We start from the raw sequence: 12998 nt of genomic DNA on the forward strand, positions 1-12998 counted from the left end.
GGCAACACCCGGCCCCGCGTTTTCAGAGAACCTTCACACCGCATGCCTAGAGTCGCCGCACTTCGCACGCCCCGTGCGGAGGGATTTCGGAGCGACGGACGGATGACGATCAGGCGAGGGCCCAGGGCCGCGAACAGGGCGCGCTTCGGCGCGGTGGTGTTGGCGGTCTGCGGCCCCGCGTGTGCCCAGATTCCAGGGAGCGGCGACGTCGTCGTGTCGCCCCGGACGACCGCGGCGCCACAGGACGAGGTCGCGGCGCCCATCCGGGTGGCCAAGGCGGAACCGGTCACGCTCGATCGCGTCGAGCTCAGGGGCCGCCACTACGACAACGGCATCGGCACGACGGACGCCGCCTCGCAAGGGGCCGTGCGGGCCGAGCTGCTGAAGAGCCGCCCGGCACTGCGACCGGGCGAGGTCCTCGAGTTCGTTCCGGGACTGATCGTCACGCAGCACAGCGGCGACGGGAAGGCGAACCAGTACTTCCTGCGCGGCTTCAACCTCGACCACGGCACCGACTTCGCCACGACGGTCATGGGCTTGCCGGTCAACATGCCCAGCCATGCGCATGGCCAGGGCTACTCGGACCTCAACTTCCTGATCCCCGAACTGGTCGAGCGCATCGACTACCGCAAGGGGCCGTACTTCGCCGGCAACGGCGATTTCGCGGCGGCGGGGTCGGCGGACATCGGCTACTTCCGCCAGCTCGACGATCCGTTCGTCGCGCTGACGCTGGGGGAAGGCAAGTACCGGCGCGGCCTGGCGGCCGGGTCGACGGACATCGGCGGCGGCATGCAGTTGCTCGGCGCCGTCGAGGCCATGCGCAACGACGGTCCGTGGACGCTCCCCGAGGACCTCCACCGACGCAATGTGGTGCTGAGCCTGTCGGGCGGCACCCGAGGCCGGAGCGGTGCGGGACAAGCCCGCGGTGACCGCTGGCGCATCGGGCTGATGGACTACCGCGCCGACTGGACGTCGACGGACCAGGTGCCGCAGCGCCTGATCGATGCGGGCACCTTCAACGGGCGGGCGTTCGGGCGCTTCGATGCGGTCGATCGGAGCGACGGCGGCGACACGCGTCGCAGCAGCCTGTCCGCCGATTGGCAGCGCGACACCGATGGCTCGACCACGCGCCTGGCCGCCTACGCGATGGCCTACCAGCTGGCGCTCTACTCCAACTTCACTTACGCGATGGAGCGCCCCGAGGTCGGCGACCAGTTCGCGCAGAAGGACGACCGCAAGGTCTACGGCCTGAGCGGCAGCCACGCGGTCGATCACACGCTCGGCGGCCTGCCGGCGCGTTCCGAGCTCGGCTTCCAGGTGCGCCAGGACCGGACGCGCGTGGGGCTGTTCAACACGGTGGCGCGCGTGGTCGTCGATCCGGACACCGACACGACGCGCGACGACGACGTGCGCGAGACCATGTCCGGCGTCTACGGTCAGACCAGCGTCGAGCTGGCGCCGTGGGCGCGCTCGGTGCTGGGCCTGCGCGCGGACCAGGGACGCTTCCGCGTGGACCACCGTGCAGGGGAGGGCAACGCCGGCAACGCGCGCGATACGCTGGTGTCGCCGAAGTTCTCGCTGGTGCTGGGACCGTGGGCGAAGACGGAGTTCTTCGTCAACGCCGGCCGCGGCTTCCACAGCAACGACGCGCGCGGCGTGACGAGCGCGATCGACCCGGCGCAAGGCCTGGTGAAGGCCAAGGGGTACGAGCTCGGCCTGCGCAGCGAGATCGTGCCTGGGCTGCAGAGCTCGGTGGCGCTGTGGAAGCTGGACTTCGATTCGGAGCTGGTCTACGTCGGCGACGCTGGCGCGACCGAGGCCAACCGGCCGAGCAAACGGCGCGGCATCGAGTGGAACAACCGCTACGTGCCGCTGCCGTGGCTGCTGATCGATGCGGACTTCGCATGGACGCACGCGCGTTTCTCCGATGCGGATCCCGCGGGGAATCGAATTCCGAATGCGGTCGACAAGGTCGCCTCGATGGGCGTGACCGTGCGCGAACTCGGCCCCTGGTCGGCGAGCCTGCAATGGCGCTACCTCGGCAGCGGCGCGCTGATCGAGGACAACAGCGTCCGCTCGCACTCGTCGCTGACGACCAACCTGCGCGTGAGCCGGCGTTTCGGCACCAAGACCGAGCTGACGCTGGACGTCTTCAATCTCTTCGACCGCCAGGTCAACGACATCGAGTACTTCTACGAATCGCAGCTGGCCGGCGAAGCCGCGCCGGTCGCCGATCGTCACGTCCATCCCGCCGAACCGCGCACCGTGCGCGTCACGCTGCGCCGCAGCTTCTGACGCGGCGTTGAATCAATGACCTCTTCTGCATAGACGCAGGGGGACTGACCTACTTCAATCAACGCCCCCCATCACAACGCCCCTCGGAGGGAATCGACAAACGCGCTTTCCCTTCGACACTGCATGCATTCGAGCCGCGAGCTCGATGCGTGTTGAAGTAGTGAAGGAGAGACGCGATGGGGTTTGCAGAAGTGGAAGATGAGTTGGAGATGGAGCCGGAGACGGACTCACTGGAGGAGCGGGTGACCGAGCCAGAGACGGCATTGGCGCACTCCTCGCCGATCGACGATCCGTCGATGTCGGCGGAGCTCGCTGAGTCGGAAGACATGCCTGGATTGGCGCGGCTGATCCGCATGTTGCGCGCGCCCGAGGCGTTCTTTGGAACGCCGTCGGAGCGCAAGGCCAGGGACCGGGGAGAGTTGGTCGACTGGGCCTTGGCGCCGCATCAGATTGCAACGTTCCTTGACTATTGGGAGACCCGGTGCAGTGATGTGCTGTTTCACTTGCACTTGGGGGCCGAAGTGCTTCTCAAGAACGGCGTCCGGATCTGCGCCGGTGAGATGGCGGTTCTCTTTCTCCATGAGGAGGAAACGATGGATATCTTCATCGAGCTGAGTGTCGATACCGACTGGAAGCGAGCCAGTGACCTGACGCGTGAACTCGATGGGATCGCCAATCAGGTCGGCGTGCCTTATCACGGGTTCTGCTTCAGCTTCGTTCAAGGAGCTGGGGACGACGACGCGGATGAGAGTTTCGATTGGAATCAAGACTTGGACTGAGGAGATCGCATGTCAATCAAACCTGAGAATCTTCTGGAACTGGCCGGCGAGCAGGCCTCTCGTGTTGGCGAGCCGTGGCGTCGTTCCGCCATCTCCCGCGCGTACTACGCGTCCTTCCACCGATGTCTGGCGTGGGAGCGCGGACTGGCCCGACGCGGCCATGTCGCAAAGCCGCAGGGCGGCGTTCATCAACGCCTGATCGACAGGCTCGGGGCGCCCAGTGGTGCCTGTACGTCCAAGCAGAAGTGTCAATCGGTCGACCTGCACCGGCTTCTGAGCCGACAGAAGGACCAGCGCGTGATCGCGGACTATCGTCTACGCCGCTCCGTGAGCGTGATCGATCTCAAGAAGCAACTCCACGACGCGCGACTGCTTTTCAAGACCTGTGGCAGCTGAGGACGGGGCCGGCAAGGCCCCGGTGGAAATTTACTTCGACTGCTTGCGCCGCGCCACGAATCCGACGGCCGCCAGGCCGGCCAGCATCAGCGCGTAGGTGTGCGGCTCCGGCACCGCCGTGATGGCGATGTTGTCGACCGCCGCGTTCAGATCGCCGCTGAACACCAGCGAGCGGCCCACACCGGCGAAGCTCACCGACGCCAGGTCGAAGTGGCAATACGACGAATCCGAGCAGCCCGCCTGCGCGTTGTTGAGCAGCGAGAACGAACCCAGGATCGAGCCCGTGCCGTTCAGGCCGCTGTAGATCGTGACCGCGCCGGCCAGTGCGCTGGCCGACGAATAGAACAGCGACACCTCGCCGGTGAAGCCCTTGGCGACGTTCATCAGGCCGGTTTCGCCCATGTTGTTGAACATCACGCCGCCCATCGTCGGGGCGTTGCTGAAGTAGTTGCCGCTTGGGCTGTCAGCCAGGCCGTCGTTGGCCAAGCCCAGGATCGAGCCGCTGAACGACACGCCCAGGTTGGCGCCGCTGGCGCCGGCACCGTCGGTGCCGCCGTTGTAGTAGTCCGCGACCGAGGCGAAGCTCGTCGGGCCGTCGAAGTCGATCCAGGCGTTGGCGGCATGCGCCGGCGCCGCGGACAGGGCGAGGGCCGACAGCGCGGCCAGGGACATCAGGACGGGGGAAGCAGCACGCTTCATGGAGGTTCTCCGGTGGGGGTCAGGGGTTGCCTCCCGCGTGCAGGCCGGGCGGATCGGGCCTGCACGTCGAGACGCGTCGCCCGGCAGTCTCGAATCCGTCCAAGGCAGTCGCGTGACGGAAGTCTCGTTCCACGGGTTTCCCGCGTCCCTGGTTTCAGGGGACGCGTTTCCGGCCACTGCCACGGCGCTGTCACGGCTCGGTCAAGCCGGCTTTCTACGCTCCGCGTGACTTTTTCCTCATCCGGTCCTCACCCGATCCTCACCGACCCTCACCGGTCCTCACGGACTCCTGGAGCTTCCACCATGCGCTTCCCCTTCGCCCGACGCGACGTCGCCCTCGCCGCGCTCGCCGCCCTCGGCTCCCTCTCGCTGTCCACCGTGCCGGCGCCGGCCGCCGCCGCGGGCAAGACCCCCGGCCGCTACGTCAGCGGCGACTTCCACAACCACACCACCTGCTCCGACGGCTCGATCTCGATGCAGAAGCTGGTGAAGAAGGTCACCGACAAGCAGGACACCCCCTGGGGCCTGGACTGGTTCGTCCAGGCCGGCCACGGCGGCAACGGCAACCGCAACTGCACGCTGGTGGAGGACGCCTCGCTCTCCACGCCGGCCTACCCCTTCGTGCAAGGCCAGGGGCCGACGACGACCTGGACCGCCAGCATCGGCGCGGCCGCGATCAAGGGCGACGGCGGCGGCATCGGCGGCAACGGCAACATGTGGCGCTGGCAGTCGATCCAGGAGTTCCAGTACCCGCTGCTGGAATACCTGGCGGTCGCCAAGAACGTGCCGCTGTTCATCGGCATGGAATCGGTCGTCGCCGGCCATGAGCACAGCTCGATGTCCATCGTGACGGGCCAGATGCCCAACGGCATCGACAACACCACGCTGCCCGCCAGCGGCAGCTTCTCCGCGCTGGGCAACGCCGACGCGCTGGCCCAGTGGTCCTACTGCTTCGACCGCGGCGACACCGACCGCAGCCGCGGCAACGTCACCGGCTCCAACGTGGGCAACAACTGGAACTGCGCCGTCTCCGGCAGCAACAGCCAGTCGGACGCGAGCTGGAACACCCAGGCCCAGAAGCTGATGCCCGCCGGCGGCGCCGGCACCGGCACGCGGGGCCACCTGAAGACGGTGGAGGCGCTGAAGTGGATGGCGCAGAACCACGCGACCGCCAGCTACTACGTGCCGGCCCACCTGGAGCGCGCCGGCCCGTTCTACGCCGACGGCAACCAGGGCTTCAACATCGAGCACCTGCGCAACTTCAACAACGCGGCCCCGGGCATCGCCTTCGGCTTCGAGTCGCAGCCGGGCCACGGCGCGTCGGCCAACCGCGGCGAGTACCAGGTCAACCGCAACACCTTCGGCAGCGAGAAGGTCGACTCCGTTGGCGGCACGACCTTCGGCGGCACCGGCGTGTACGCGGGCGTGGTCGGCGGCGTGTGGGACGCGCTGCTCGGGGAAGGCCGCAACTTCTGGTTCTTCGCCAGCTCCGACTGGCACAACCGCGGCAGCTTCGGTCCGGACGACCGCCGCTCGACGCAGGACTTCTACCCCGGCGAATACCAGCGCACCTACGCGATGGTCCGCAACGGCACCGACAAGCTGCGCCCGCAGGCCATCGTCAACGGCCTGCGGTCGGGCAACGCCTGGTCGACGACCGGCCAGTTGATCGACCGCCTGGCCGTGGTCGTCTGCGCCTCGTACGCGGGTCCGGGCGCGCGCAGCAGCGCGTCGGTCGAGCAGCTCGCGCTGAATGCCGCCTCCGGCAACACCGACACCGACGTGACCGGTTGCGCCACGATGGGCGAGAAGCTGGTGGTGCGTCCGGGCGCCGAGCTCGTCGTCGCCGTCGCGGTGCGCGATCCGGCGGGCACGAACTACTCGCCCTACAGCTTCCCGAATCCGTCGCTGAAGCAGGTCGGCATCGAGCAGCCGATCAACCAGCCGGTGCTGGACCACATCGACCTGATCCGCGGTCTGGTCAGCGGCTACCGCGCGCCCGGCTCGGCCGACTACGCCGGCGAATGGCCGCGCAACACGAACTGGCTGCGCACCGACGGCACGACCACCGGCCTGGCCAACGTGCCGGCCGCCGCCAAGAACACGACGGCCGCGGTCATCCGCACCTTCAACGGCGCCGGGGCGTCGCCGTGGGTCAAGGTGGTCTCGGGCGCGGACAGCACGCAGTTCCTGAAGATGAGCTATCGCATCCCGGCGGTGACGGCCTCGCAGTACGTGCGCCTGCGCGGCACCAACCTGCCGGCGTCGGTGCCCTTCGAGACCGACGGCAGCGGCAATCCGCTGGCCGACCTGTACACCAACGCCAACGACTCGACCAAGCTGCGCATCGCCTGCACGACGGTGGGCAGCAACGTCCCGGCCAACGGCACGACCTACACCGGCACGACGATCGACGGCTGCCCGAACCACCTGCCGACCGTCGGCGGCGTGAAGTACGTGGCCTACGACGTGGCGGCCTGGTCGGACCTCTGGTTCTACAGCAACCCCGTCTACATCGAGGTCAGCGGTTGGACGCAGGTCGCCGGCGTCAAGTAACCGTCGCCGCGCTGGTCAATTGACCGGCAGCGCCGCACGCCAGGTCGTGCGGCGCATTTTCATTTTCTGAAGAGATCCGATTGCCATGTCGATGACGATGCCCCCTGCGACCGAAGCGCGCGCCGCTTCCACTTCCTCCTCGTCCTCCTCGTCCTCCTCGTCCTCCAAGCGCCGCTGGCCCGCGTGGACGCGCGAGCCGCTGCTGCACTTCCTGCTGCTCGGCGGCGTGCTGTTCGGCGTGGACCACGTGATGGTCAGCCGCGCGGACGACCCGATGCGGATCGTCGTGGGGCCCGAGGTCGACGCCGAGGCGACGCAGGTCTTCACCGCCTCGCGCGGCCGCGCGCCGGATGCGAAGGAACTCGCCGCGCTGCGCCAGGTGTGGCTCGACAACGAGGTGCTGTATCGCGAAGGCCTGGCGTTGCAGCTCGACAAGGGCGACTCTGCGATCCGCGAGCGCGTGATCTTCAAATCGCTCAGCATGATCGACGCCGGCGTAAAGCTGCCGCCGGCAGACGACGCGCATCTGCGGCGCTGGTTCGAATCGCACCGGGAGAAGTACGACGATCCCGCGCGTTTCGACTTCGAGGAGGCTGTGCTTTCGGGCGACGCCGACGAGGCGGCCTTGCGGGCGTTCGTCGCGAAGCTGAACGGCAGTGGCAGTGGCAGTGGCAGTGGCAGCGGGAATGGCGGCGCCTCGGGCGATGCCGGCGCGGGTCTGCGCGTCTTCAAGGGCCGGCCGCACGCCAACCTCGTGCAGAGCTACGGCGCGGACTTCGCGAAGGCGATCGAGTCGTCGACGGTCGGCGAATGGCGCGTGTTCCGCACGGTGGAGGGCGGCAATCCGGCGTGGCGCGCGATGCGGCTGGTCTCGACGTCGCCGGCCCGTCCGGGCGACTTCAACGTGCTGCGCGGCATCGTGCTGCAGGACTGGACCGACGCGACGCTGTCGGAGCAGCGCAGTGCCGCCGTGCTCGCGCTGAGCCGCAAGTACACGATCAGCCGGGAAGGCGCCGGGTCCACGACCTCGCCGGCGAAGACCGCACCAGCCACCGCCGTCGGAGGCGAATCGAAATGAGCCGCTGGATGCGAGGGATCCTCAGCCTCTTGATGGCGACGGCCGCGTTCGTCGGCGGCGCCGCGCAGGCGCACGAGATGAGCATGGCCGAGATGCAGGTGCGCGAGACCGCGCGCGGCGAGTTCATTTGGCAATGGACGGCGAGCGAGAAACGCGCCGCCGACGAGGTGCTCGCGCCGGTGTGGCCCGAGGGCTGCACGGCGGAGGGGCTGAACCTGCATTGCGGCCAGGCGGGCCTGACGGGCACGCTGACGATGGAGGGCGTCGGCCGGCAGTATTCGGCGGCGTTGGTGAAGGTGTTCTGGATCGACGGCCAGACCAGCGTCTACACGCTGACGGCGGGACAGCCGTCGGTGCAGCTGTTCGGCTCGGCGCAGGACAGGCGCGGCATGGGCGAGATCGCCCGCGCCTACACGCTGCTGGGCGTGGAGCACATCCTGGCGGGCATCGACCATCTGATGTTCGTGATCGGGTTGCTGTTCCTGGTGGGCTTCCGACGCCAGCTGCTGTGGACGATCACGGCGTTCACCGCGGCGCACAGCCTGACGCTGGGCATGAGCGCGCTGGGCTGGCTGCAGCTGCGTCCGCCGCCCGTGGAGGCCACGATCGCGCTGTCCATCGTGCTGGTCGCGTGCGAGGCGCTGAGGCCGTCACGCCACCGTCATGACGGCACGAGCCGCACCAGCAACGGCGGAGCCAACGTCGGCGGCGGCAACGGCAGCGACACGCTGGCGCGCCGCTGGCCGGCGCTGGTGGCCTTCCTGTTCGGGCTGGTGCACGGCCTGGGCTTTGCCGGCGCGCTGCGCGAGATCGGTCTGCCGGAGAACCACCTGCTGGTCGCGCTGCTGACCTTCAACGTCGGCGTCGAGATCGGGCAGTTGATGACGGTCGGCGCGTGCTGGGCGCTGTGGCGCGTGGCGGGCCGCTGGTCGTGGACCGGCCGGCTGCGTACGGCGCTGCTGTACCTGATCGGTTCCGCGGCGGCCTACTGGTCGTGGCTGCGCATCGCGGCGATCGTCGGCTGAGGGGGGCGCAACCATGACCACGACCATGACCACGAGCGCCCCAGAAACCTTCAGCCTGTTCCCGACGCCCGTGATGCGCGTGCCGGGCGCCTTGCCGGCGACGCTGGTCGCGGCCCTCGTGGACCACTTCAGCACGCAGGCCATGCGGGACAACAACAGCTCGACGAAGCTGGTGCACACGCGGATGCTGCAACCGGGCGACAGCCCCTTGCTGGTCGACGTCGCCGCGCTGCTGGCGGGGCCGCTGTCGGAGTTCGGCGCGCTGCTCTTCGGCGAGCGCATGCCCTGGGGCGTCAAGGAGCTCTGGGTCAACGTGATGGCGCACGGCGGTCATCAGGCGATGCACAACCATGCCAACAGCTTCGCCTCTGGCATCGTGTACCTGACGGGGACGGACGACTCCGCGCGGACCGTCTTCATGAAATCGCCGGGCGGGACGGACTTCAGCTTCAAGAACGATCACCCCGGCATGGTCGCGGGGCCGTTCAACGCGGAGAAGTGGATCAGCCCGTCGCCGTCGCCCGGCGACCTGGTGCTGTTCCCGAGCTACCTGATGCACGCGGTGCCGCCGAACGAAGGCCAGACGCGCGTCAGCCTCGCGTTCAACGCGATCCCGGCGCGGCTGAATTCGTGGGGCTACACGGTCGGGTTCAGCGGATGACGACACGCGCGCGCAGCGTCGCGCTGGCGCTGATGGGCCTGTCGGGCTTCGCGGGGCTGGGCTACCAGATGGTCTGGACGCAGCAATCGGCGCTGTGGCTCGGATTCGAAGCGGCGGCCGTGCTGGCCGTGATCACGGCGTTCTTCGGCGGACTCGCGTTGGGCGCGGTCGCCTTCGGAGGACGCATCGAGCGATCGGCGTCGCCGCTGCGCTGGTACATCGCCTGCGAGGCAGTGATCGGCTTGTGGGGGCTGGCGCTGATCGTCCTGATGCAACCCGTGGGGGACGCCGTCGAGCACTGGATCGGCGCAGAGCCCGCCGTCTGGTGGCAGTGGACGGTGACCTTCAGCGCGAGCTTCCTGTTGCTGCTGCCCGCGACCGCCGCGATGGGCGCGACGCTGCCGGCAATCGAACGGATCGTCGGTGCCGAGGAGAAACGCTCCATCGCCGGGCTCTACGCCGCCAACACGTTCGGCGCCGTGCTTGGCGTGCTGTTGGCGACGTTCTGGCTGGTGCCCGCCTTCGGCCTCGCGGCGACGACCGGCGTCTGCGTGGGGATGAACGCCCTGTGCGCGATCGGCGCATGGACGTGGCTTCACTCCGAACGGCCGAGCGCGGCCCTGCACGATGCATGGAGGCTCCCGTCCGGGACCTCCACGCACCGTTCCGGTCCCGCCGGCGCTCGCTGGCCTCGGGCCATGGCCTTGACGCTGCTCGCGCTCAGCGGCCTGCTGGGCATCGGGTACGAAGTCATCGTCGTGCGCGTGCTCAGTCAGCTCAACGAGGACACCGTCTATACCTTCGCGTTGCTGTTGGCCGTGTACCTGGTCGGCACGTCCCTCGGCGCGGCGGGCTACCAGTGGTGGTGGCGACGATGGGTGAAGCCAAAGGAAGAGGACCGGCTCTCGTCGTTGCTGCCCGGTGCCCTCGGCGCGGCCTGCCTGCTCGGCCTCGCCGCGCTGTGGGCGGCGCCAGGGCTGAAGAACGGTGCGATGAACACGCTCGGCACGGGCTTCGCGGCGGCGCTCGGCGCGGAGGCGCTGCTCGCCGTCGCCGCCTTCGGGCTGCCGACGCTCGCCATGGGCGCGTGGTTCAGCCATCTGAGCGCGCAGGCGATGGGGCAGGGCGTCGCCTTCGGACGCGCGCTCGCAGTGAACACGCTCGGCGCCGCCCTGGCCGCGCCGCTGTTCGGCGTCGTCATTGCGCCGTGGCTCGGTCCGAAGGCGGCCTTGCTGCTGATCGCTGGCGGCTACCTGGCCGCCGCGATGGCCGGCTCGCAGACGTGGCGGAGGCTGAAGCGCGCGCCGAGGAGCGGATCGAGGGCGGTGTCCGGGCGCGCGATCGCGGTGGTCCCGTCGATCCCGGCGGTGGCGGCCGTTGCGCTCGTGTTCATGGCTGCATTCGGGGCGCCGCTCGCGTTCGTCGACCTGCCGGTCGGTGCGCATCTTGTGAGCTACGCCGAAGACAGCATGGCCGCGGTCAGCGTCGTCGAGGACGAACAAGGCGTCGCCCGGCTGCGCATCAACAACCGGCAGCAGGAGGGCAGCAGCGCGAGCCTGTTCGTCGACGGGCGTCAGGCCTTGCTGCCCGTGCTGATGCACCCGGCGCCGCGTCGCGCTCTGTTCCTGGGACTGGGCACGGGTGCGACCTCGGGCGTCGCGGCGCAGGATGCCTCGCTGCAGGTCGACGCGGTCGAGCTGCTTCCCGAGGTGATCGAGGCGTCGCCGCATTTCACGCGAGCGTTGGGACTGGACGGCGCAATGCCGCGCCTCGTCGCGGCGGACGCGCGGCGTTTCGTGCGCGCGTCCGAGGCGCACTACGACGTGATCGTCTCGGACAACTTCCATCCGGCGCGCAGCGGCTCCGGCGCGCTCTACACCCGCGAGCATTTCGCAGCGGTGCGCGAGCGCCTCGCACCGCAGGGGCTGTTCTGCCAATGGCTGCCGTTGCACCAGCTCGACCTCGACAGCCTGCGCAGCGTCACGCGCGCTTTCCTGTCGGTGTACCCCGACGCGATCGCGGTATTGGCGGCCAACAGCCTGGAAACGCCGGTGATCGGGCTCGTGGGCCGCCGCGATCCCACGACGCCGCGTCCGGCGGCGTCATCGACTCCCACTCTGGTTCCGGCTCCGACATTGGCGTTCTGGCACGCGCGTGTCGAAGGGGCGCCTGCGCGACGCGATGGCCGGTCGCTGGCCGACTTCGGACTCGACGACGAATTCGCGTTGCTTGGCGTCGTCGTTGCGGGACCGAAATCGCTGGCGACCTTCTCTGCTGGGGTGCCGATGAACACGGACGATCGTCCGATCGTCGCGTACCTCGCGCCGCGTCTGGTGTACGCGCCGACATCGACATCGACACCGAGGGAGCGGCTCTTCGAGTTCCTGCATCAGGTGAGCGCCTCACCGTCGGACATCGGCCTGCGGTCGCCGACCGACGCTCGGCGGATCGCCGCGTACTGGCAGGCGCGCGACCGATTCCTGGAAGCGGGACGTTCGGCCCGTCCTGTCGCCGATCCTGCGGAGATGCTCGCGCAGGTGGGCGGGCCGCTGCTCGAGGCGGTGCGCCTGAGTCCGGATTTCCGGCCCGCCTACGACCCGCTGCTGCAGATGGCCGTGGCGCTCGCACCGCGCGATGCGGCGACGGCCAGCCGCGTCCTCACCGCACTCCGCGACGCGCAGCCCGCGCGTCCCGAAGCCGCGCAGGCATTGCAATCAATAGGCCCGTGAGCGTCGCAGCGACGCTCGCAATTCTTTCGCAATGGCCCTCATGAGTATGTGCAGGGGGACTCACCTACTCGAAGTGATTTCCCCCACCGAATCGCCCTTCGAGGGGAATCGACAAACGCGCTTCTGATTCGACACTGCATGCCTTCCCGGGTCGTGGACTTGGCAACAGGAGATGTGGAATGAACATGAATGCGCAGTTGGAACGGGCAACTCTGGTGGTGGCCGGCATGTCGCGGCTTCCGCCCCGGAAGACTTTCCATTTCCACGATCTGATGGCCATTCTGCGAGAGCCGAACGCGCTGTTCGGGGTGCCCTGCGACAAAGGCGTCGATCCGAATGCCAAATGCCCTCGCGTCGACTGGGATGAGTTGCTGGACGTTGCTCAGCAGACGGCTGCCGAGCATTGGATGACGGCAACCAGCATGGTCGAGATCTTGCAGGTCGCAGCGGAAGTGCTGCGAGAAAGTGGGCTGAAGATCTGCCGCGGAAACCCCGAGTGTGTCGACATCTATCCGCCGGAGATGGAAGAGCCCGGCTTCAGCTACGACCTCCGGATCGACGCGTCGCATCAGGTCGCTCGCGCGCTGACCGACAAGTTCATTTGGCGCCTGATCGATCGCGACATGCATCGGCGACGCCCGACGCACACCCTGACCCCGGTGCCTCGTCCGGCGCTGTTCGCACAAACCCCTTCCCCCTTCACGGCTCGTTCACAAGACGGAAGTTCTGCTGCTACACTTTGTTGAGAATAATTCTCATCTGTTCTGTAAGTGTTTGAAG

At 68.4% G+C, this 12998-nt stretch carries 10 protein-coding genes; 9 read left to right on the forward strand and 1 reads right to left on the reverse strand.

The window, feature by feature from the left end; all coding sequences use genetic code 11:
* Window positions 1-213: 213 nt before the first annotated feature.
* From AC07O8_RS13980 to AC07O8_RS13990, 3 genes are all read left to right on the forward strand, one after another.
* Window positions 214-2295 carry a TonB-dependent receptor gene (locus AC07O8_RS13980; RefSeq protein ID WP_495048590.1) on the forward strand — a complete coding sequence of 694 codons (2082 nt, stop codon included), beginning with the start codon at window positions 214-216 and terminating at the stop codon, window positions 2293-2295.
* A 176-nt stretch (window positions 2296-2471) separates the two neighbouring features.
* Complete coding sequence (locus AC07O8_RS13985) at window positions 2472-3074, forward strand: hypothetical protein (protein ID WP_495048591.1); 603 nt, start codon at window positions 2472-2474, stop codon at window positions 3072-3074.
* Window positions 3075-3083: 9 nt separating this feature from the next.
* Window positions 3084-3470 carry a hypothetical protein gene (locus AC07O8_RS13990; protein WP_495048592.1) on the forward strand — a complete coding sequence of 129 codons (387 nt, stop codon included), beginning with the start codon at window positions 3084-3086 and terminating at the stop codon, window positions 3468-3470.
* A gap of 30 nt (window positions 3471-3500) precedes the next feature.
* Here AC07O8_RS13990 and AC07O8_RS13995 read toward each other — a convergent pair whose 3' ends face one another.
* A complete protein-coding gene (locus AC07O8_RS13995) occupies window positions 3501-4169 on the reverse strand; it encodes a PEP-CTERM sorting domain-containing protein (RefSeq protein ID WP_495048593.1) in 669 nt (222 codons plus the stop codon).
* Window positions 4170-4472: 303 nt separating this feature from the next.
* Here AC07O8_RS13995 and AC07O8_RS14000 point away from each other — a divergent pair, with 303 nt between their 5' ends.
* From AC07O8_RS14000 to AC07O8_RS14025, 6 genes are all read left to right on the forward strand, one after another.
* Window positions 4473-6725: a hypothetical protein gene (locus tag AC07O8_RS14000; protein ID WP_495048594.1), complete on the forward strand. Its 2253-nt coding sequence runs from the start codon at window positions 4473-4475 to the stop codon at window positions 6723-6725.
* Between the two features lie 97 nt (window positions 6726-6822).
* Window positions 6823-7803 carry a peptidylprolyl isomerase gene (locus AC07O8_RS14005; protein WP_495048595.1) on the forward strand — a complete coding sequence of 327 codons (981 nt, stop codon included), beginning with the start codon at window positions 6823-6825 and terminating at the stop codon, window positions 7801-7803.
* An 8-nt stretch (window positions 7804-7811) separates the two neighbouring features.
* The gene (locus AC07O8_RS14010) at window positions 7812-8828 is read left to right on the forward strand and encodes a HupE/UreJ family protein (RefSeq protein WP_495048596.1); all 1017 of its coding nucleotides are present in this window, start codon (window positions 7812-7814) and stop codon (window positions 8826-8828) included.
* 25 nt (window positions 8829-8853) lie between these two features.
* Window positions 8854-9489, forward strand: coding sequence for a putative 2OG-Fe(II) oxygenase (locus AC07O8_RS14015; protein WP_495048597.1), 636 nt, complete (start codon window positions 8854-8856; stop codon window positions 9487-9489).
* Window positions 9490-9647: 158 nt separating this feature from the next.
* Window positions 9648-12218: a fused MFS/spermidine synthase gene (locus AC07O8_RS14020; RefSeq protein ID WP_495048598.1), complete on the forward strand. Its 2571-nt coding sequence runs from the start codon at window positions 9648-9650 to the stop codon at window positions 12216-12218.
* 179 nt (window positions 12219-12397) lie between these two features.
* Complete coding sequence (locus AC07O8_RS14025) at window positions 12398-12964, forward strand: hypothetical protein (protein WP_495048599.1); 567 nt, start codon at window positions 12398-12400, stop codon at window positions 12962-12964.
* Window positions 12965-12998: the final 34 nt, after the last annotated feature.

Source organism: Roseateles sp. GW821-FHT09G09 (assembly GCF_059415965.1).

What these genes read in the sequence shown, in the direction of transcription:
- AC07O8_RS14015 (WP_495048597.1), top strand. Translation starts at nt 8,854, where the DNA reads ATGACCACGAGCGCCCCAGAAACCTTCAGCCTGTTCCCGACGCCCGTG.
- AC07O8_RS13985 (WP_495048591.1), top strand. Translation starts at nt 2,472, where the DNA reads ATGGGGTTTGCAGAAGTGGAAGATGAGTTGGAGATGGAGCCGGAGACG.
- AC07O8_RS14010 (WP_495048596.1), top strand. Translation starts at nt 7,812, where the DNA reads ATGCGAGGGATCCTCAGCCTCTTGATGGCGACGGCCGCGTTCGTCGGC.
- AC07O8_RS14000 (WP_495048594.1), top strand. Translation starts at nt 4,473, where the DNA reads ATGCGCTTCCCCTTCGCCCGACGCGACGTCGCCCTCGCCGCGCTCGCC.
- AC07O8_RS13990 (WP_495048592.1), top strand. Translation starts at nt 3,084, where the DNA reads ATGTCAATCAAACCTGAGAATCTTCTGGAACTGGCCGGCGAGCAGGCC.
- AC07O8_RS14025 (WP_495048599.1), top strand. Translation starts at nt 12,398, where the DNA reads ATGAACATGAATGCGCAGTTGGAACGGGCAACTCTGGTGGTGGCCGGC.
- AC07O8_RS13995 (WP_495048593.1), bottom strand. Translation starts at nt 4,169, where the DNA reads ATGAAGCGTGCTGCTTCCCCCGTCCTGATGTCCCTGGCCGCGCTGTCG.
- AC07O8_RS14005 (WP_495048595.1), top strand. Translation starts at nt 6,823, where the DNA reads ATGCCCCCTGCGACCGAAGCGCGCGCCGCTTCCACTTCCTCCTCGTCC.